The 19,852-nt window shown below is 70.8% G+C and carries 18 protein-coding genes; 14 read left to right on the top strand and 4 right to left on the bottom strand.

Features of this window, described 5'->3' with window-relative positions:
• The first annotated feature begins 336 nt into the window (after positions 1-336).
• Genes chlG through ACFSNB_RS01805 form a run of 5 tightly spaced genes read left to right on the top strand, consistent with a single transcriptional unit; the run spans position 337 to position 6,383 of the window.
• A complete protein-coding gene (chlG, locus tag ACFSNB_RS01825; RefSeq protein WP_377313926.1) occupies positions 337-1,227 on the top strand; it encodes a chlorophyll synthase ChlG in 891 nt (296 codons plus the stop codon).
• On the top strand, positions 1,224-2,552 hold the full coding sequence (locus ACFSNB_RS01820; protein WP_377313924.1) for a BCD family MFS transporter: 1,329 nt from the start codon (positions 1,224-1,226) through the stop codon (positions 2,550-2,552). The genes chlG and ACFSNB_RS01820 overlap by 4 nt, the downstream gene beginning before the upstream one ends.
• Positions 2,553-2,589: 37 nt before the next feature.
• Positions 2,590-3,777 (top strand): geranylgeranyl diphosphate reductase, encoded by a 1,188-nt coding sequence (locus tag ACFSNB_RS01815; RefSeq protein WP_377313922.1) that lies wholly within the window; start codon positions 2,590-2,592, stop codon positions 3,775-3,777.
• A gap of 22 nt (positions 3,778-3,799) precedes the next feature.
• Positions 3,800-5,326, top strand: coding sequence for a phytoene desaturase family protein (crtI, locus tag ACFSNB_RS01810; RefSeq protein WP_377313920.1), 1,527 nt, complete (start codon positions 3,800-3,802; stop codon positions 5,324-5,326).
• Complete coding sequence (locus ACFSNB_RS01805) at positions 5,307-6,383, top strand: phytoene/squalene synthase family protein (RefSeq protein ID WP_377313918.1); 1,077 nt, start codon at positions 5,307-5,309, stop codon at positions 6,381-6,383. The genes crtI and ACFSNB_RS01805 overlap by 20 nt, the downstream gene beginning before the upstream one ends.
• Before the next feature lie 248 nt (positions 6,384-6,631).
• On the opposite strand, the gene ACFSNB_RS01800 is transcribed toward ACFSNB_RS01805, so the two are convergent.
• The gene (locus ACFSNB_RS01800) at positions 6,632-6,916 is read right to left on the bottom strand and encodes a hypothetical protein (protein ID WP_377313916.1); all 285 of its coding nucleotides are present in this window, start codon (positions 6,914-6,916) and stop codon (positions 6,632-6,634) included.
• A 144-nt stretch (positions 6,917-7,060) separates the two neighbouring features.
• On the opposite strand from ACFSNB_RS01800, the gene ACFSNB_RS01795 reads away from it, so the two are divergent.
• The 6 genes from ACFSNB_RS01795 to ACFSNB_RS01770 all read left to right on the top strand — a co-directional run bounded on the left by ACFSNB_RS01795 (position 7,061) and on the right by ACFSNB_RS01770 (position 11,831).
• Complete coding sequence (locus tag ACFSNB_RS01795) at positions 7,061-7,198, top strand: hypothetical protein (RefSeq protein ID WP_377313914.1); 138 nt, start codon at positions 7,061-7,063, stop codon at positions 7,196-7,198.
• Complete coding sequence (locus tag ACFSNB_RS01790) at positions 7,195-7,863, top strand: metal ABC transporter ATP-binding protein (protein ID WP_377313912.1); 669 nt, start codon at positions 7,195-7,197, stop codon at positions 7,861-7,863. The genes ACFSNB_RS01795 and ACFSNB_RS01790 overlap by 4 nt, the downstream gene beginning before the upstream one ends.
• The gene (locus ACFSNB_RS01785) at positions 7,856-8,695 is read left to right on the top strand and encodes a metal ABC transporter permease (RefSeq protein ID WP_377313910.1); all 840 of its coding nucleotides are present in this window, start codon (positions 7,856-7,858) and stop codon (positions 8,693-8,695) included. Before ACFSNB_RS01790 ends, ACFSNB_RS01785 begins: the two co-directional genes overlap by 8 nt.
• A gap of 177 nt (positions 8,696-8,872) precedes the next feature.
• Entirely contained in the window at positions 8,873-10,003 is a 1,131-nt protein-coding gene (locus tag ACFSNB_RS01780; protein ID WP_377313908.1) for a Re/Si-specific NAD(P)(+) transhydrogenase subunit alpha, read from the top strand.
• Between the two features lie 13 nt (positions 10,004-10,016).
• Positions 10,017-10,418: a proton-translocating transhydrogenase family protein gene (locus ACFSNB_RS01775; protein WP_377313906.1), complete on the top strand. Its 402-nt coding sequence runs from the start codon at positions 10,017-10,019 to the stop codon at positions 10,416-10,418.
• A gap of 12 nt (positions 10,419-10,430) precedes the next feature.
• Complete coding sequence (locus ACFSNB_RS01770) at positions 10,431-11,831, top strand: NAD(P)(+) transhydrogenase (Re/Si-specific) subunit beta (protein ID WP_377313904.1); 1,401 nt, start codon at positions 10,431-10,433, stop codon at positions 11,829-11,831.
• A gap of 179 nt (positions 11,832-12,010) precedes the next feature.
• Here ACFSNB_RS01770 and fabI read toward each other — a convergent pair whose 3' ends face one another.
• Positions 12,011-12,820: an enoyl-ACP reductase FabI gene (fabI, locus tag ACFSNB_RS01765; RefSeq protein WP_377313902.1), complete on the bottom strand. Its 810-nt coding sequence runs from the start codon at positions 12,818-12,820 to the stop codon at positions 12,011-12,013.
• A 184-nt stretch (positions 12,821-13,004) separates the two neighbouring features.
• On the opposite strand from fabI, the gene ACFSNB_RS01760 reads away from it, so the two are divergent.
• The 3 genes from ACFSNB_RS01760 to ACFSNB_RS01750 all read left to right on the top strand — a co-directional run bounded on the left by ACFSNB_RS01760 (position 13,005) and on the right by ACFSNB_RS01750 (position 14,811).
• Positions 13,005-13,940 carry a cation diffusion facilitator family transporter gene (locus ACFSNB_RS01760; RefSeq protein ID WP_377313900.1) on the top strand — a complete coding sequence of 312 codons (936 nt, stop codon included), beginning with the start codon at positions 13,005-13,007 and terminating at the stop codon, positions 13,938-13,940.
• Positions 13,941-14,011: 71 nt separating this feature from the next.
• Positions 14,012-14,293, top strand: coding sequence for a type II toxin-antitoxin system TacA family antitoxin (locus ACFSNB_RS01755; RefSeq protein WP_377313898.1), 282 nt, complete (start codon positions 14,012-14,014; stop codon positions 14,291-14,293).
• Positions 14,290-14,811, top strand: coding sequence for a GNAT family N-acetyltransferase (locus ACFSNB_RS01750; RefSeq protein WP_377313896.1), 522 nt, complete (start codon positions 14,290-14,292; stop codon positions 14,809-14,811). Before ACFSNB_RS01755 ends, ACFSNB_RS01750 begins: the two co-directional genes overlap by 4 nt.
• A 180-nt stretch (positions 14,812-14,991) precedes the next feature.
• Here the strand turns inward: ACFSNB_RS01750 and cobN are convergent, their stop codons facing one another.
• Together cobN and cobW are read right to left on the bottom strand one after the other, a co-directional pair.
• Positions 14,992-18,681, bottom strand: coding sequence for a cobaltochelatase subunit CobN (gene cobN / locus ACFSNB_RS01745; protein ID WP_377313894.1), 3,690 nt, complete (start codon positions 18,679-18,681; stop codon positions 14,992-14,994).
• Positions 18,682-18,837: 156 nt separating this feature from the next.
• Positions 18,838-19,851: a cobalamin biosynthesis protein CobW gene (cobW, locus tag ACFSNB_RS01740; RefSeq protein ID WP_377313892.1), complete on the bottom strand. Its 1,014-nt coding sequence runs from the start codon at positions 19,849-19,851 to the stop codon at positions 18,838-18,840.
• Position 19,852 lies beyond the last annotated feature (1 nt).

Below are 19,852 nucleotides of genomic sequence, written 5' to 3'. Positions count from 1 at the left end.
GAATCGACCAGGTTGGTGACGAAATTGAGTCCCGACATCTTGCCGACGTTCCCCCCAGCCGCAAGCATGACCCGGGATGCTATACGGGAGGTTCCGGGGTGTCAACCAAGCGTTCCCGTCGGACTTTGCGGCCATTTCCGCGGCTTTCCGGGGCGGTCGCGCCGGGGGAGCGGCGGGTGCAATTCGCCTTGCCAGCGAGGGACGTCCCCCCTTAAATAGGCCGCCCGGCCGCCTCGGGGGATGAGGCGGCGGGGACGACGGCGCGGGGGGCGTGACGGCGGCACCCCGCGACCGGGGAGATCAACGCCGCCTGCGGCTGGAGGGAGAACACAGGGTATGGATCTGCAACAGGCACGGGCGCGGGTCGCGCCGGCGGTCGAACTGCTGAAGCCGATCACCTGGTTCCCGCCGATGTGGGCGTTCGCCTGCGGCGTGGTGTCGTCCGGGCAGTCGGTGATCGACCATGCCGGCTTCGTCCTCGCCGGCATCGCCCTGGCCGGCCCGCTGGTCTGTGGCACCAGCCAGGCGGTCAACGACTGGTTCGACCGCCATGTCGATGCGATCAACGAGCCCAACCGCCCGATTCCGTCCGGCCGCCTGCCCGGCCGCGCCGGCCTTTACATCGCGATCGGCTGGACCCTGCTGTCGGCCTGGGTCGCGGCCCAGCTCGGCTGGGTGGTGTTCGTCGCCGCCCTGGTCGGCCTCGCCCTCGCCTGGGCCTACAGCGCCCCGCCGTGGCGGCTGAAGCAGAACGGCTGGCGCGGCAACCTCGCCTGCGCCGCCTGCTACGAGGGCCTGCCCTGGATCACCGGCGCCGCCGTGATGGCCGGCGGCCTGCCCGACTGGAAGATTTTCGCCCTGGCCGCGCTCTACAGCGCCGGCGCCCACGGCATCATGACGCTGAACGACTTCAAGTCGGTCGAGGGCGACCGCCAGATGGGGGTCAATTCGCTGCCGGTGCTGCTCGGGCCGGACAAGGCCGGGGTGCTGGCCTGCAAGGTGATGGCGGTGCCGCAGGTGATCGTGATCCTGCTGCTGCTGGCCTGGGGCCACAGCGTCGGCGCCACCCTGGTCACCCTGCTGCTCGCCGTCCAGGGCGTGCTGATGGTCAAGCTGCTGCAACGCCCGGCCGAGCTGGCGCCGTGGTACAATGCCACCGGCATCACGCTTTATGTTCTGGGGATGATGGTCAGCGCCTTCTCGCTCCACGCCGGGGTGACCCCGTGAGTTCCCCCGCCCCCCTCGGCTGGCTGGGCATCGTCCGTCTCGGGCTGGTCCAGGCGTCGCTGGGGGCGATCGTGGTCCTCGCCACCTCGACCATCAACCGCGTGATGGTGGTCGAGCTGAAACTGGCGGCGCTGGTGTCGGGGGCGCTGGTCGCCTGGCACTACGCCGTGCAGATCCTGCGCCCCCGGATGGGCTACGGCTCCGACCAGGGCGGCCGCCGCGCCCCCTGGATCATGGGCGGCCAGATCATCCTGGCCGCCGGCGGGGTCACCGCCGCCCTGGCGGTGCCGCTGATCCCGGATTCGCTGCCGCTCGGCCTCGCCGTGTCGTTCATCGGCTTCACCCTGGTCGGCATCGGCGCCGGCACCAGCGGCACCACCCTGCTGGTGCTGATGGCCAAGCGGGTGGCGCCGCAGCTGCGCCCCGCCGCCGCCACCATCGTCTGGGTGATGATGATCGCCGGGATGGCCGGCACCGCCGGCAGCGTCAGCCAGTTGCTCGATCCCTTTTCCGCCGCCCGCCTGATCGAGGTCACCGGCATCGTCGCGGTGGTGGCGCTGGTGGTGACCGCGCTGGCCCTGCTCGGCATCGAGGGCCGCGACACCGCGCCGGCGACCCCGGCGGCCGACGCGGCCCAGGCGCACGCCCCCTTCCTCCAGGCGCTGGCCGAGGTGTGGGCCGAGCCGCAGGCCCGCCGCCTGACCCTGTTCATCTTCGTCTCGATGCTGGCCTACAACGCCCAGGAACTGATCCTCGAGCCGTTCGCCGGCCGGGTGTTCGACCGCACCGTCGGCGGCACCGCCAAGATCACCGGGATGCAGCATGGCGGCGCCCTGCTCGGGATGATCCTGGCCGGCAGCCTGTGCACCTGGCTGGCCAAGCGCTGGCCGGGGACGATGCGGGCCTGGACCATCGGCGGCTGCCTCGGCTCCGGCGCGGTGCTGCTGGTGCTGGCCGCCGCCGGCTTCGCCGCGCCCGACTGGCCGCTCGACGCCACCGTGTTCGTGCTCGGCATCGCCAACGGCGCCTTCGCCGTCGCCGCGATCAGCGCGATGATGACGATGGTCGGCCACGGCACCCGCTCGCGCGAGGGCACCCGGATGGGGATCTGGGGCGCCGCCCAGGCGATCGCCTTCGCCGTCGGCGGGCTGGTCGCCACCGGGGCGAGCGACCTCGCCCGCTGGCTGCTGGGCAGCCCGGCCGCCGCCTATGCCGCGGTGTTCGCCTTCGAGGCGCTGCTGTTCGCCGCCGCCGCCCTGCTGGCGCTGCGGGTGTTCCAGAGCAACGAATCCGCCCCCCGCCCGGGGGACGCGGCACAACCCTAGCGGCAGAGCCGCCTTATCGATCTTCGGGGGGAAAACGATGACCGAGACTGAATTGTTCGATGCCGTGGTGGTCGGCGGCGGCCCGGCCGGCGCCACCGCCGCCACCCATCTCGCCCGCCGGGGCTTCAAGGTGCTGCTGCTCGACCGCGCCGGCCGGATCAAGCCCTGTGGCGGCGCGGTGCCGCCCCGGCTGATGGCCGAGTTCGAGGTGCCCGACAGCCAGCTGGTCGCCCGCATCAGCAAGGCGCGGATGATCGGTCCGTCCGGCCGCTTCGTCGATATTCCGATCGAGGGCGGCTATGTCGGCATGGTCAACCGCTCGACCTTCGACGAATGGCTGCGCGAGCGCGCCCGCGCGGCCGGCGCCACCCGCCGCACCGGCACCTTCGAGAGCTTCGGCCGCGACGAGGCCGGCACCGCGCTGCTGACCTGCAAGGACGCCGACGGCAATCCGTTCCAGGTCAAGGCCCGCGCCGTGATCGGCGCCGACGGCGCCCAGTCGGCGGTCGGCCATCAGGCGGTGCCCGGCGCCGACAAGCTGAAATACGTCTTCGCCTATCATGAGTTCGTCCGCACCCCGGCCCAGCCGCCGGCCGGCTACGAGGCCGAACGCTGCGACGTCTATTACCAGGGCCCGCTCTCGCCCGATTTCTACGCCTGGGTGTTCCCGCACGGCGACACCGTCAGCATCGGCACCGGCACCGCGCTGAAGGGCTTCTCGATGCGGCAGGCGGTGACCGAGCTGCGCAAGACCATCGGCCTCGATTCGGCCGAGACCCTGCGTCAGGAAGGCGCGCCGATCCCGATGGAGCCGCTCAAGGTGTGGGACAACGGCCGCGACGTGCTGCTGGCCGGCGACGCCGCCGGCGTGGTCGCCCCGGCCTCGGGCGAGGGGATCTATTACGCGATGGTCGGCGGCCGGCTGGCCGGCGAATCCGTCGCCGATTTCCTGATCAACGGCAATCCCAAGGCGCTGCGCGAGGCGCGCAAGCGGTTCATGCAGGCCCACGGCGCAGTGTTCCAGGTGCTGGGCGTGATGCAGCGCTTCTGGTACCGCAACGACGAGCGCCGCGAGCGCTTCGTCAAGATCTGCGAGGACAAGGACGTCCAGCAGCTGACCTTCGACGCCTATATGAACAAGGCGCTGGTCAAGGCCAAGCCGCTGGCGCATCTGCGCATCTTCGCCAAGAATCTCGGCCACCTCACCGGCCTGCTGAAGCCCTGAACTGAAAAGATCGGAGACCCCCGTGACCTTCGTGCAGCGTGATACCCTCCCCTCCGGTGACGATCGGCGCCCGCATGCGGTGGTGATCGGCGCCGGCTATGGCGGTCTCGCCGCCGCGATCCGGCTGGGGGCGCGGGGCTACCGCGTCACCGTGCTGGAGCGGCTCGACGCTGCCGGAGGGCGCGGTTACGTCTTCCGCCAGGACGGCTTCACCTTCGATGCCGGCCCGACCATCATCACCGCCCCGTTCCTGTTCGAGGAACTGTGGGAACTGTGCGGCAGGAAGATGTCGGACGACATCGACCTGCGGCTGATGGACCCGTTCTATCAGGTCCGTTTCGATGACGGCCGGGTGTTCAATTACCGCGGCGGACGCGACCGGGTGCGGGAGGAGATCGCCCGGTTCAGCCCGAAGGATCTCGACGGCTACGACCGCTTCCTCAAGGCGAGCGAGGGGGTCTACAAGGTCGGGTTCGAAAAGCTGTCCTCGATGCCGTTCTCCTCGGTGACCGACATGCTGAAGGTGGCGCCAGCGATGATCCGCCATCGCTCCTATCTCAGCGTGGTCCAGTTCACCGAACGCTACCTGTCCGACGAGGCGCTCAGGATCGTCTTCAATTTCCATCCCCTGCTGATCGGCGGCAACCCCTACTCGGTGACCTCGGTCTACAGCCTGATCTCCTATCTGGAGCAGCGCTGGGGGGTGCATTTCGCGATGGGCGGCACCGGCTCGCTGGTCAAGGGGCTGGTCGGGCTGATCGAGGGCCAGGGCAACCAGATCCGTTACAAGAGCGGGGTCCGCCGCATCCTGGTCGAGAACGGCCGCGCCGTCGGCGTCCGGCTGGAATCGGGCGAGGAGATCGCCGCCGACATCGTGATCTCCAACGCCGATTCCGCCACCACCTACAACACCCTGCTGGCGGACGAAACCCGCTTCCGCTGGACCGATTCGCGGATCGAGCAGACCACCAGCTCGATGAGCCTGTTCGTGTGGTATTTCGGCACCAAGCGCCGCTATGACGACGTCGCCCACCACACCATCCTGCTCGGCCCGCGCTATCGCGGCCTGCTGCACGACATCTTCGACAAGAAGGTACTGGCCGAGGATTTCAGCCTCTATCTCTACCGCCCGACCGCCACCGACCCGTCGATGGCCCCGGCCGGCTGCGATTCCTTCTATGTGCTGTCGCCGGTGCCCAACCTTCAGGGCGACACCGACTGGGCCAGCGCGGCCGAACCCTACCGCCAGCGCATCGCCGCCTATCTGTCGCGCACCGTGCTGCCGGATCTCGAGGCCAACGTGGTCAGCTCGCGCATGACCACCCCGCTCGACTTCCGCGACCGGCTGCAATCCTTCCGTGGCGCCGCCTTCGGCCCCCAGCCGATCCTGCTGCAAAGCGCCTGGTTCCGTCCCAACAACCGCAGCGAAGACATCGACCGGCTCTATCTGGTCGGGGCCGGGACCCATCCCGGCGCCGGCATGCCCGGCGTGCTGTCCTCCGCTCAGGTGATTGACCGTCTGGTGCCCGATGCCAACGCCCTCGTCTGACCGCCCCACCTCGTCCGAGGCGGATTTCGCCGAATGCCGCGCCCTGATGAAGGGCGGCTCGAAATCCTTCTTCGCCGCCTCGCTGCTGCTGCCGAATTCGGTGTGCAAGCCGGCCACCGCGCTCTACGCCTTCTGCCGTCTCGCCGATGACGCGGTCGATGGCGAGGGCGGCGGGCTGGCCGCGCTCGACGGGCTGCGCGACCGGCTCGACCGGATCTATGCCGGCAACCCGGCCCCGATCGCCGCCGACCGCGAATTCGCCCAGGTGGTGGCGTTCTACGGCATCCCCAAGGAACTGCCGGCGGCGCTGATCGAGGGGTTCGAGTGGGACGGCCTCGGCCGCCGCTACGACGATTTGTCCGGGGTCACCGCCTACGGCGCCCGCGTCGCCGGCACGGTCGGGGCGATGATGACGATGCTGATGGGGGTGCGCGACCCCGAGGCGCTGGCGCGCGCCTGCGACCTCGGCATCGCGATGCAGTTCACCAACATCGCCCGCGACGTCGGCGAGGACGCCCGCAACGGCCGGATCTACCTGCCGCTGTCCTGGATGCGCGAGGAGGGGATCGACCCCGACGCGTGGCTGAAGGATCCCAAGTTCGACAAGGCGCTCGGCCGGGTGATCAAGCGGCTGCTGAAGGAGGCCGACGCCCTCTACGAGCGGTCGGAAGCCGGCATCGCCGCCCTGCCCCCCGCCTGCCGCGGCGCGATCCACGCCGCCCGCTTCCTCTATGCCGAGATCGGCCACAAGGTGCGGCGCCAGGGCTATGATTCGGTCACCTCGCGCGCGGTGGTCCCCCTCTACCACAAGCTGTGGCTGATGGTGACCCGGCTGGCGATCTCCGACTTCATCCCGACCCGCCGGCTGGTGGCGCCGCCGCTGGCCGAGGCCAAGTTCCTGGTCGATGCCGTCGCCGCCGCCCCCGACTGGCCCGAGGCCTCGCGCGGCAAGATCCGTCCGCCGATCCGCTGGTGGAGCTTCACCGACCGGGTGATCTGGGTGCTCGATTTGTTCGAGGAACTCGAACGCCGCGACCGCCTCCGTCAGCGGGCCTGACGGTAGGCAGGGCTCTGCCCTGCACCCGCCAAGGGCCGGGGGCCCTTGGATCCCCTTGGGAAGAAACGGGTGCGGGCGGAGCCCGCTTTTCTCGGAGAGGTCTTTCCATCGCCCCCTGCGGGGCTGCCGCCCCGCACCCCGCCTGGAGGCTGATGCCTCCAGACCTCCCCTGTTTTTATAAATAGAATCAAAGGGGGTTTGGGGCATCGCCCCAAATGGGCTTGGGCGATAGCCCAACAAAAGCTTTTCTAGAACGCGCCGGAACCGGAACCGATCAGCGGCATTCCGCACACCGGGCAGGTGGCGGCGGCGAGGATCTGGCGGCGCTGTTCGGGATCGCTGACCCCGCGTTCGGCCAGCGTGGCGTCAAGCTGGCGCAAGCGGTTCTGGTGCTCGTCGAGCCGGCGGCAGGCCGGGTCGGCGCTGCCGCTCTCCTCGCAATCGATCTGCTGGAACGCGGCGGCCGGAGCGGCGCCGGCGACGCAGCCCAGCCCGGCCAGGGCGCCCAGACGCAGAAAAGTGCGGCGATCCATCGACGGCAACTCCCTGGGGAGAGGATGAGGCGGCCAGGGTGGAACCGCCGCCGCCGCCTTGTCAAGACGATCCCGCCTTGCCGTTGGTGCCGAAATGATATGTTATAACATCCGTGTTCGGTTGCCGATCCGGATTGCCCCCCGATGCCCTCCCTGTTTCCGTTGCCTCCCCTGCTGGCCTGGAGCGCCCTGGCCCGTTTCGCCCTCGCCGTCCTGATCCTGCTGCCGCTGTGGGCGGCGGTCGGCTGGGCCGCCGGCTGGTGGGGGAGTGTGGTGCCGTGACCTTGCGGGTCGAGTCCCTGACCCTCGGCTACGGCGCCACCCCGGTGCTGCGCGGCCTCGACGGCGCCTTCGCCCCGGCGGCGCTGACGGCGGTGGTCGGCCCCAACGGCGCCGGCAAGAGCACCCTGCTGAAAGGGCTGGCCGGGCTGCTGCCGCCGCTGGCCGGGCGGGTGGTGGCCGACGGCACCGTCGCCTACCTGCCGCAGCAGGCCGAATTCGATCCCGGTTTTCCGCTGACGGTGCTCGACCTGGTGCTGCTCGGCCACTGGCGCCAATGCGGCGCCTTCGCCGCGATCGGGCCGGGGCAGCGGGCGGACGCCGAACGGGCGCTGGCGGCGGTCGGGCTGGCCGGAGCGGAGCGGCGGCTGATCGGCGCCCTCAGCCTGGGCCAGCGCCAGCGCGCCCGCTTCGCCCGGCTGATGATCGAGGATGGCGCGGTGATCCTGCTCGACGAGCCGTTCGCCGCGATCGACGCCGCCACCACCGCCGACCTGATGGCGATCCTGCACGGCTGGGCCGAGGCCGGACGGACGGTGATCGCGGTGTCGCACGATCTCGATCTGGTCCGGCGCGCCTTCCCCCACACCCTGCGCCTGGGCGGCGACACCATCGCCTGGGGACCGACCGCCACCGTGCTGCCGCGCCGCGAGGCCGCCGATGTATGATCTGTGGATCGCCCCGTTCGCCGATTACGCCTTCATGCGCCGCGCCCTGGTCGCCTGCCTCGCCTTGTCGGTCGGCTGCGCCCCGGTGGGGGTGTTCCTGCTGCTGCGGCGGATGAGCCTGCTCGGCGACGCCCTCAGCCACGCCGTGCTGCCGGGGGCGGCGGTCGGCTTCCTGCTCGGCGGGCTCGCCTTGCCGGCGATGGGGCTGGGCGGGCTGGTGGCCGGGATGGCGGTGGCGGTGCTGTCCGGCCTCGCCACCCGGCTGACCGCGCTGCGCGAGGATGCCAATTTCGCCGCCTTCTACCTGATCTCGCTGGCGCTCGGGGTGATGATCATCTCGACCCACGGCAGCACGGTCGATCTGATGCATGTGCTGTTCGGCTCGGTGCTGGCGGTCGATGCCGCCTCGCTGACCCTGATCGCGGCGATCGCCTCGGTCACCCTGGCCGGCTTCGCCCTGCTCTACCGGCCGCTGGTGGCGGAATGTTTCGATCCCGGCTTCCTGCGTGCCGCCGGGGGAGCCGGCGCCCTGGTCCACCTCGCCTTCCTCGCGTTGGTGGTGCTCAATCTGGTCGCCGGCTTCCAGGCGCTCGGCACCCTGATGGCGGTCGGGCTGATGATGCTGCCGGCGGCGGCGGCGCGGATGTGGGCCCGCCACCTGCCCGGCCTGATCGGGCTGGCCGGCCTGATCGCCCTGGCCTCGGGCTATGTCGGGCTGGTGCTGTCGTTCCGCTTCGAGCTGCCCTCGGGCCCGGCGATCGTGCTGGTGGCCGGCGCCGCCTATCTGCTGTCGCTGCTGTTCGGCCGGGTCGGCGGGGCGCTGCGGCGCTGACGTTTTCCTTTGGTTCCCTATAACCGAGGCATGGGGACGGTTTTCGCCGGCAGGGCGAAGACACAAGTATCGGGTGCGCTCCCCGGCGCGAACCCGCTTGGCAAACCGGCCCCTTGAAGGCATTGTCGCCGCGTCATGCGGGAGGCTTCCGCCCCGTACACGAAGGGAAGAGGACAGATGAAGATCGCCATACCGAAGGAGCGCCGCGCCGGCGAGGCGCGGGTCGCCGCGTCTCCCGATACCGTCAAGAAGTTCAAGGGCTTGGGCTTCGATGTCGTGGTGGAGACCGGGGCCGGCGCCGGCGCCGCGATCCCCGACGATCTGTTCCGCGAGGCCGGGGCCAGCCTCGCCGCCGATGCCGCCTCGGCGCTGGCCGACGCCGACATCGTGCTGAAGGTGCAGCGGCCGCTCGACGAGGAGGTCGGCCTGCTGAAGGAGGGGGCGGTGCTGGTCGGCGCGCTGGCCGCGCTCGCCAACCGCCCGTTGATCGAGGCGCTGGCGGCGCGCAAGGTCACCGCCTTCGCGATGGAGCTGCTGCCGCGCATCACCCGCGCCCAGAGCATGGACATCCTGTCGTCGCAGGCCAGCCTCGCCGGCTACAAGGCGGTGCTCGACGCCACCGAGCATTTCGGCCGCGCCATCCCGATGATGATGACCGCCGCCGGCACCGTCGCCCCGGCCCGCTTCCTGATCCTCGGCGCCGGCGTCGCCGGGTTGCAGGCGATCGCCACCGCCAAGCGCCTCGGCGGCGTGGTTTATGCCTTCGACGTCCGCCCGGTGGTCAAGGAGCAGGTCGAGAGCCTGGGCGGCAAGTTCGTCGAGGTCGATGCCGACGCCGCCAAGGACGCCGAGACCAAGGGCGGCTACGCCAAGGAGATGGGCGAGGATTACAAGCGCAAGCAGGCGGACAAGATCGCCGAGGTGCTGAAGAAGACCGACATCGCCATCAGCACCGCGCTGATCCCGGGCAAGCCCGCCCCGGTGCTGATCACCGAGGAGATGGTCAAGGGGATGCGCCCCGGCTCGGTGATCGTCGATCTGGCGGTCGAGGCCGGCGGCAACTGCCCGCTGTCGGAATTCGACAAGGTGGTGGTCAAGCACGGCGTCACCCTGGTCGGCCACGGCAACATCCCGTCGCGGATCGCGGTCGACGCCTCGGCGCTGTACGCCCGCAACCTGCTGAACTTCCTGACCCCGCTGGTCGACAAGGACAGCCACACCCTCAAATTCACCTGGGACGACGAAATCCTGGCCGGCACCTGCGTCACCCGCGACGGCCGCGTCGTTCACCCCGCTCTGGCCGGCTAAGGAGGCTCGCCACATGGACTCCACCGATCTCGTCCGGGCCGCCGCCAAGCTGGCCCAGGATGCCGAACAGCTCAACCTCAAGGCCGCCGAGATGCTGGCCCAGGCCGGCCAGATCCAGGCGATGAGCGATCACGGCATCGGCTTCGTCTCGCTGTTCACCGTGTTCGTGCTGGCCTGCTTCGTCGGCTATTACGTGGTGTGGCGGGTCACCCCCGCGCTGCACTCGCCGCTGATGGCGGTGACCAACGCGATTTCCTCGGTGATCGTGGTCGGCGCGCTGATTGCCACCGCCACCGACAACACCGCCTCGCGCCTGTTCGGCTTCATCGCGGTGATCCTGGCCTCGATCAACATCTTCGGCGGCTTCATGGTCACCCAGCGCATGCTCGGCATGTTCAAGAAGAAGCAGAAATAGGAGGGCGCGCAAGTGGCTAGCAATCTGACCCAACTCGCTTATCTCGCCGCCGCCGTCTGCTTCATCATGGCGCTGCGCGGCCTGTCCAGCCCGGAAACCTCGCAGAACGGCAACCGCTGGGGCATGGCCGGCATGGCGGTGGCGATCGTCACCACCATCCTCACCCCCGATTTCGCCTGGGTGCTGGTGCCGCTCGGGATCCTGATCGGCGGCGGCATCGGCACCCTGGTCGCCCGCCGCATCGCGATGACCGCCCTGCCCCAGCTGGTGGCGGCGTTCCACTCGCTGGTCGGCCTCGCCGCCGTCTGCGTCGCCGCCGCCGCCTTGTCCGATCCGGCCGCCTTCAACATCCTGGCCGCCTCGGGCGGGATCAAGGCCGCCTCGCTGATCGAGATGAGCCTCGGCACCGCGATCGGCGCGATCACCTTCACCGGCTCGCTGGTGGCGTTCTCCAAGCTCCAGGGGCTGGTCAGCGGCAAGCCGCTGACCTTCAAGGGCCAGCACAAGCTCAATGCCGGCCTCGGCATCCTGCTACTGGCGCTGGTGGTGCTGTTCGCCTTCTCCGGCGGCTCGGTCACCCTGTTCATCGCCATCACCCTGGTCGCGCTGGCGCTCGGCCTGCTGCTGATCCTGCCGATCGGCGGGGCCGACATGCCGGTGGTGGTGTCGATGCTGAACTCGTATTCGGGCTGGGCGGCGGCCGGCATCGGCTTCACCCTCGCCAACCCGCTGCTGATCGTCACCGGCGCGCTGGTGGGGTCGAGCGGCGCGATCCTGTCCTACATCATGTGCAAGGGGATGAACCGCTCGATCATCAACGTCATCCTCGGCGGCTTCGGCGGCGAGGTGGCCGGCGGTGCCGCGGCGGGCGGGGCGGCGGGCGACCGCGCGGTCAAGGCCGGCTCGGCCGACGACGCCGCCTTCATCATGAAGAACGCCTCGAAGGTGATCATCGTCCCCGGCTACGGCATGGCGGTGGCCCAGGCCCAGCACGCCTTGCGCGAAATGGCCGACCTGCTGAAGAAGGAAGGGGTGGACGTCCGCTACGCCATCCACCCGGTCGCCGGCCGCATGCCTGGGCACATGAACGTGCTGCTGGCCGAGGCCAACGTCCCCTATGACGAGGTGTTCGAACTGGAAGAGATCAACCACGAATTCGGCACCGCCGACGTGGCCTTCGTGATCGGCGCCAACGACGTCACCAACCCGGCCGCCAAGTCCGACCCGAAAAGCCCGATCTTCGGCATGCCGATCCTCGAGGTCGAGAAGGCCAAGACCGTGCTGTTCATCAAGCGCTCGATGGCCTCGGGCTATGCTGGGGTCGAGAACGAACTGTTCTTCCGCCCCAACACCATGATGCTGTTCGGCGACGCCAAGAAGGTCACCGAAGAAGTGGTCAAGGCGCTCGGCTGAGGCCGACCGGAGGCGTCCCCGCTCGGCGCGGGGACGCCTTTTTCGCAGGCGCCGCCCGCACCCGCCAAGGGCCATCGGCCCTTGGATCCCCTCGATGATTGAAATGCCGAAGGAAAGGGCGCGGGTTCCAAGGGCCTTGCGGCCCTTGGCGGGTGCGGGCAGCGCCCGCGTAACTCCCGTTACCCGATGATGTGGGCGCCGCCGTCGATGAACAGGGTGGTGCCGGTGACCGACTTGGCGAGGTCGCTGACCAGATAGGCGGCGAACGAGCCGACATCGTCGATATCGGCGAGGTGGTGGGTCGGCGCCTTGGCGGCGGCGGCGTCGAGCAGTTCGTCGAAGCGGTCGATGCCGGAGGCGGCGCGGGTGCGCAGCGGGCCGGGCGACAGGGTCAGCACCCGGATCCCCTTCGGGCCGAGTTCATGGGCGAGGTACTTGGTGACGCTTTCGAGCGCGGCCTTGACCGGCCCCATCACGTTGTAATGCTCGACCACCTTGCGCCCGCCGTAATAGGACAGGGTGGCGAGGCAGCCGCCATTCTTCATCAACGGCTCGGCCAGCTTGGCGCAGCGGATGAACGAGAAGCACGACACGTCCATCGCCAGCGAGAAGCCATCGCGCGAGCAATCGGTGACGCGGCCGTGCAGATCCTCGCGCTTGGCGAAGGCGATCGAGTGAATGACGAAATCGAGCTGGCCCCATTCACGGGCGATGGTATCGAACACCGCCTCGAGCTGCCCTTCCTCGCGCACGTCGCAGGGCAGGAAGATCGAGGCCTCGACCTCGTCGGCCAGCGGGCGGACATACTTTTGCGACTTCTCATTGAGATAGGTGATCGCCAGTTCGGCCCCGTAGGCGTGAACATGGCGCGCCACCCCGTAGGCGATGCTGTTCTCGTTGGCGATGCCGATGATCAGGCCACGCTTGCCGGCCAGCGACAGAGTCCGCACCGGGGCGAAACGCGGCGCGGCAATCAGGGATTCATTCATGACGGCGGGTCCTCCAAGACTCCTGCTGCATTGCAACATATGCCCTCGTCCGCCCGGCCTCAACCCCTCCCCCCCGGCCGGCGCGCGATTTCGCCGTTTCGTCATGGCCGCCATTCCCCGATTGACGGCGGGGCGGTTGACCGCTTTTCTATGCGAATGAGTGTCATTCGGCGGGAGCAGCGGCATGGCCCATCGGCACGACGGCCACCATCACGACCATCACCATGACCATCCGGTCCCCGGCGCGGGACACGACCGGGCCTTCCAGATCGGGATCGGGCTCAACGTCGCCTTCGTGGTGATCGAGGTCGCCGCCGGCTTCCTGGCGGATTCGCTGGCGCTGCTGGCCGATGCCGGCCACAACCTCGCCGACGTCGCCGGGTTGCTGCTGGCCTGGGCGGCGATCCTGCTGGCGCGGCGACGCCCGACCGGACGGCTGACCTATGGCCTCGGCCGGGGCACCATCCTCGCCGCCCTGACCAATGCCGCGCTGCTGCTGGCCGGCCTCGGCGCGATCGCCTGGGAAGCGGTGCGGCGGCTGCTGGGCGAGCCGATGACGGTCGAGACCGGCTTGGTGATGGCGGTGGCGGCGGCCGGCGTGCTGGTCAACGGCGCCACCGCGCTGCTGTTCCGCAGCGGGGCGAAGGGCGACCTCAACCTGCGCGGGGCCTTCCTGCACATGGCCGCCGATGCCGGGATCTCGGCCGGGGTGATCCTCGCCGCCGGCCTGATCGCCCTGACCGGCTGGGGCTGGATCGACCCCATCACCAGCCTGGCCATCGTCGCGATCATCGCGATCGGCACCTGGGGGCTGTTCCGGGATTCGCTCGACCTCGCCCTCGACGCGGTGCCGGCCGGGATCGACCGCGCCGAGGTCGAAAGCTTCCTCGAAAGCCGGCCGGGGGTGAGCGCGCTGCACGACCTGCACATCTGGCCGCTCAGCACCAGCACGGTGGCGCTGACCGCCCATCTGGTGATGCCGGAGGGCGGCGGCGGCGACGGCTTCCTGCTCGGCATCGCCGCCGAGCTGAAGGCGCATTTCGGCATCGACCACGCCACCCTTCAGGTCGAGCACGATTCCCACGATTGCCCGCTGGTCTCGGTCCACGCCCGGGCCTGAGCCGGTGGGGCGATCCTTGAAACGTGCGCCTGCCGGGCGTACGCTTTTGTCGTACGCAGGAGAGTCGTTCCATGCCCCGAACCGCCCAGCGCCAGGACCGGATCAGCCTTCGCCTCAGCCCGCAATCGAAGCGGACGCTGGAGCGGGCCGCCGCCTATGCGGACAAGACCCTGACCGACTTCGTGATCGACGTGGCCTTGCAGCAGGCGGAAACCATCGTCCGCGAGCATGAGGTGATCGCCCTCAATGCCGAGGAATGGGAACGGTTCCGGGAAATGCTGCTCACCCCCGCCCCGCCGAACGAGCGGCTTCAGCGCGCCCTGGAGGAACACGACCGGATCGTCCGCCGTTGAGCTTCGACGCCGCCTCGATCCTGATCAGGCCTCTGGCGCCGGATCACGACCGCGCTTCTTTCACCTGCGGCAACGCGGCGCTGGATAGATACCTCCGCGAACAGGCCGGCCAGGACGTTCGTCGCGCCACCGCCCGCGTGTTCGTGGCGGCACCGGCCGATCAGCCCGAGCGCGTGCTCGGCTACTTCACCCTGAGCGCGGCGCTGGTGGTTCCCGCCGACCTGCCCGCGGCCCTGGAGAGGAAGCTGCCGAAGCATGCCATCCCGGCCGCCCTGATCGGCCGGCTCGCGGTGGACAACAGCACCCAGGGCCGGGGGCTGGGCGGGGTCCTGATCGCCGATGCCGTCAGGAAGATCCGGCTGGCGGCCGAAACGGTCGCGATGGCGGTGATCGTCGTCGATCCGATCGATGGCAGGGCGCGGGCCTTCTACGCGGCGTTCGGCTTCCAGGGTCTGAACGGACCGCAGCGGCGGATGTTCATCGCCATGCAGGGTGGACGGGCCGGATCGGCCCCATAATGCCGAAAGGCTCTGCCTCTCGGCGCTCTCCGCGAAGGGCCGAAGGCCCTTCGAACCCGTTGGAGCAAGGCGCAGCGGGGGGAAATCTTCAGCGCAGCAGGTCGGACCAGTGGGCCGCGACATAGCCGCCGACGGTGCCGGCGAAGGCGAGCAGGGCGTAGATCACGGCGCGAGGGCTCATCATGGCGGCGGCTCCCGGGTCAGCAGGTCGAAGATGCGGTTGTCGCGCGGCCGCCACAGGCCGGCATCGCGGGCGGCGGCCAGCGCGGCGCGGATGTCGTCGAGCGCGGCCGGATTGACCTCGACCAGGAAGCCGCGCACCGTCTCGTCCTTGAGATAGGCGGCGCCGACCAGATCGAAATGGTGGCTGCGCACCGCCCCGGTGGTCGAGGCGAAGGCCAGCAGGTTGTCGACCCCCGCCGCCATTTCCGCCGCGCCCTTGTAGCCGTGGCGCATCACCCCCGCGATCCATTTCGGATTGACCAGCCGGCCGCGCAGCACCCGCGACAATTCCTCGTCGAGGGTGTGGATGCGCGGCCGCTCCGGGTTGGCGTGATCGCCGTGATAGACCACCGGCGCCCGCCCCGCCGCCAGTTCGACCGCAGCGGCGAGGCCCCCCTCGAAGCTGGCATATTCGGCCGAATCGAGCAGATCGTGCTCGCGATTGTCCTGGTTCTGCACCACCGCGCTGACCCCGGCGAGGCGTTCGGCCAGCAGGCCGGCGCCGGGTTCGGCCTCGGCCTCGCCGCCATAGGCCCAGTCGCTCCAAGCGAGATAGGCGGCGGCCAGCGCGGCACGCGGCGTCGCGGCGGCGCTGTCGAGCAGGCTTTCGAGCCCGCTGCCATAGGCGCCGGGGCGGCTGCCGAACACCCGATAGCCGGCGCGGCGGGCGGCCTCGTCCGGGGGCAGACCGGCCGCTTCCAGCCGGGCACGGTCGGCGGCGACCCGGGCGGCGAGCGGATTGACCGAGGGCGGCTCGTCCAGCGCCGCCACCGCCCGCGCCGCCGCGTCGAACAGGGCGATCAATCCGGGGAAGGCGTCGCGGAACAGGCCCGACACCCGCAGGGTGACATCGACCCGGGGGCGGTCGAGCACGCTGGCCGGCAGGATTTCATAGCCGGTGACCCGGCCCGAGCCGGCCTCCCAGCTCGGCCGCACCCCGAGCAGGGCCAGCGCCTGGGCGAGATCGTCGCCGCCGGTGCGCATCGCGCTGGTGCCCCAGGCGGTGATCGCCATCGCCCGGGGCCAGTCGCCCTGGTCCTGGAGATGGCGTTCGAGCAGCAGGGTGACCGACTTCCACACCAGATGCCACGCCGCCGGGGTCGGCATGGTGCGGGGATCGATCGAGAAGAAATTGCGTCCGGTCGGCAGGGCGTCGGGACGGCCCCGGGTCGGCGCCCCGGCCGGGCCGGGGGCGACGAAGCGGCCGTCGAGCCCGGCCAGCAGCGCCGCCATCTCGGCCGGGCCGCAGGCCTCCACCGCCGGCCGCAGCTCGGCGGCGATCAGATCGAGCACGGCCCGGGTGCGGGGCCAGTCGGCCGGACAGCTCTCGGCCCCCGCCACCAGGGCGGTGGCCAGCGCCTCCAGCCGCTCGACGGTGTCGCCGTGGCTGCGCCAGACTCCCTCGCCGCGCCCGGCCAGCGCGGCGGGACGCGGTCCGGTCCAGGACTCGGCCGGGTCGCAGTCGAGCGGGTCGAAGCCGAGGCCGAGATCGGCCGCCAGCGCGCGCGGCAGCGATTCGTCGCCCGGCCGGGCCCCGCGCCGCACCCGCGCCAGCGCCACCAGCAGGCCGGTCAGCCGCTCCCCCTCGGGCGAGCGGCCGAAGATGTGCAGCCCGTCGCGGATCTGGAGTTCCTTCAGCTCGCACAGATGGTTGTCGAGCTTCCTGAGGGCGAGGTCGGGATCGTCGCCGGGCTGGATGCCGAGATCGGCCTCGAGCCCGATCACCGCCGACAGCGACAGGATCTCCCGCCGCAGCACCGCCAGCCGGCGCGGGTCGAGCCCGGAGGCCTCGTAATATTCATCGACCAGCCGTTCCAGCTCGCGCAGCGGCCCGTAGGTCTCGGCCCGGGTCAAGGGCGGGGTGAGATGGTCGATGATCACCGCCCCGGCCCGGCGCTTGGCCTGGGTGCCCTCGCCCGGATCGTTGACGATGAAGGGATAGAGATGGGGCAACGGCCCCAGCGCCAGTTCGGGGAAGCAGCCGGCCGACAGCGCCACCGCCTTGCCCGGCAGCCATTCCAGCGTGCCGTGCTTGCCGAGATGGATCACCGCCTGCGCGCCGAAAGTCGCGCCCAGCCAGCGGTAGAAGGCGAGGTAGCGGTGCGGCGGCGGCAAGGCGGCATCGTGGTAGCGCCGGGCCGCCTCGTCGCCCGGGGCGCGGGCCGGCTGGATCGCCACCGCCACCGCCCCCAGTTCCAGCACCGGCAGGGCGAAGGCCGGCGCCCCGTCGGCGCCCGGCCGCAGCCAGGGATCGTCCTCGGGCTGACCCCAGGCATCGAGCACCGCCTCGCGCGCCGCCGCCGGCAGGGTGGCGAACCACGCCCGATACGCGGCCAGCGGCAGGGCGGCGCGCATCGCGCGGTCCGGCGCCGGGGCGTTGGTGATTCCGGCCAGCAACGCCCGCATCAGCGCGGCGCCGTCGGCGGGCGGGTCGGCCACCGCGTAGCCGGCCCCGGCCAGGGCCTGGAGGATGTCCACCGCCGCCGCCGGGGTATCGAGCCCGACCCCGTTGCCGAGCCGGCCGTCGCGATGGGGATAATTGGCCAGCACCAGGGCGACCCGGCGCTCGCCCGCCGGGGTGCGGCGCAGCCGGGCCCAGCCGGCGGCGAGGCGGGCGGTGAAGGCGATCCGGTCGGGCACCGCGCCCAGCCGGGCGAGGTCGCACTGGGTGGCGGCGTCGCGGTGCAATTGCTTGAAGGCGACGGCGCGGGCGAGGATCCGGCCGTCGATCTCGGGCAGCGAGACGTTCATCGCCAGATCGCGCGGCCCGAGCCCGCCGCCGCCCTCGCGCCACGCCGCCTCGGTCTCGCCGGCCAGGATCACCTGCAACACCGGGCAATCGGCCGGGCCGAACGGCCCAGCCACCGCCCGCCCCGGCGCCGAGGTGGCGAAGCCGGTGGCGTTGAGGATCACCGCCGGCGGGGCCTCGGCGATTTCGGCCCGCACCAGCCCGGCGGCGGCGGGATCCTTCAGGCTGTGGACATAGAGCGCGGTCACCGCCAGCCCCTCGGCGGCGAGGGCATCGCACAGGGCGTCGATCGCCTGGGTATCGCCGGCCAGCACCAGAGCGCGGTAGAACACCACCAGGGCGCGCGGCCGGTCGCCGGCGGGGTCGGCGCGGTGGCGGCCGGCGGCGGGCAGCGGCCGGGGCTCGACCCAGCCGGCCGGGCGGCCGATCAGCGAGCCGGCGTAATCGAGGAAGGCGCGGGCATTGTCGGGACCGCCATGGCGCAGATAGCACCACAGCCGTTCCACCACCTCGGGCGGCAGGGTCGAATCGGCGGTCAGATCGGGATCGGGCTCGGTCGAGCCGGGCAGGAGGGCCAGGGCGGCGCCGGTGCGCCGCGCCGCCGCCGCGATCTGCTCGACCCCGTAGGGCCAGTAGGCCCGCCCGCCCAGCAGCCGCACCACCACCAGCCGCGCCGGTTCGATCATCCGCTCGACATAGAGATCGACCGACAGATGGTGGCCGAGCCGCATCAGGTTGGCCAGCCGCAGCCCGGCCGGCCCGCCCCGCCACGCGGCGGCGAGGCAGGCCAGTTCGGTGTCGGCGGCCGACAGCACCACGATCTCGCCCGGGGTCTGGCCGAGATCGACCGCGTCGGTCCCATCGGGAAGCGTGCCGGCCTGGACGGCGAGAAGATGCATCGTGTCCGTAAAACCTTGTTGCGTGGGCTCCGCCCACACCCGCCAGGGGCCGGCGGCCCCTGGACCCCATGGATGGGAGTCCGCACACCCCCCAATCAAGGGGGTCCAGGGGCCTTACGGCCCCTGGCGGGCGTGGGCGGAGCCCACCTTAGCCGATCAGGCGGCGGCGCCCTGGATCTGCCGGGTGATGGCGGCGCGGTCGAGGCCTCGGCAGCCGATCACCACCAACTGACCGGCGCGGGGTTCGTTCTCGCCCCACATCCGGTCGAAATAGCGTTCGAGCCGGGGGCCGGCGGCCTGGATCACCGCGCGGGCCGGCCGGCCGGCGATGGCGACGAAGCCCTTGAGGCGCAGGATGTCATGCGCGGCGATGGTCGCGCGCAGCCGCGCCTCCAGCGCCTCGGGGTCGGTCAGTTCGGGCAGCGTCACCGCGAAGCTCTCGAAATCGTCGTGCTGGTGCGGCTCGCCGGCATCGTGATGGGTCGGGCGCGCCGCCAGATCCTCCTCGACCGCGGCATTGAGGCCGAGCACGACGCGGGCATCGACCGCGCCATGGGTGGTCTCCAGCAGATGCACCCCGGGCCGCACCGCCGCCGCCAGCCGGCCACGGACCTCGGCCAGGGTGGCGGGATCAAGCAGATCGACCTTGTTGAGCAGGACGATGTCGGCGGTGGCGAGCTGGTCGGTGAACACCTCTTCCAGCGGATTGTCGTGGTCGGGCCGCGCCATCTGTTCCGGGGTCGAGGTGAAGCGGCCGGTGGCGAAGGCGGCGCCATCGACCACCGCGATCACCCCGTCAACGGTGACGCGGGAGCGGATCTCCGGCCAGCGGAAGGCGGTCACCAGCGGCTTGGGCAGCGCGAGGCCGGAGGTTTCGATCAGGATATGGTCGGGCGGCTCGGGCCGTTCGAGCAGGGCCTGCATCGTCGGCAGGAATTCGTCGGCGACGGTGCAGCACAGACAGCCGTTCGCCAGTTCGATGATGTCGCCCGGGCGGCAGGAGGGGGCGCCGCAGGCGGCGAGCAGGCCGCCATCGACGCCGACATCGCCGAATTCGTTGACGATCAAAGCGAGCCGGCGGCCGGCGGCCTGTTCGATCAGGTGACGGACCAGCGAGGTCTTGCCGGCGCCGAGGAAGCCGGTGATCACCGTGGCGGGAAGGCGGCGCATC

The organism is Phaeospirillum tilakii (assembly GCF_042683125.1).
Classification (GTDB): domain Bacteria; phylum Pseudomonadota; class Alphaproteobacteria; order Rhodospirillales; family Magnetospirillaceae; genus Phaeospirillum; species Phaeospirillum tilakii.
The sequence above is the reverse complement of the archived record's forward strand: the minus strand, read 5'-3'. Positions and strand labels throughout refer to the sequence as shown.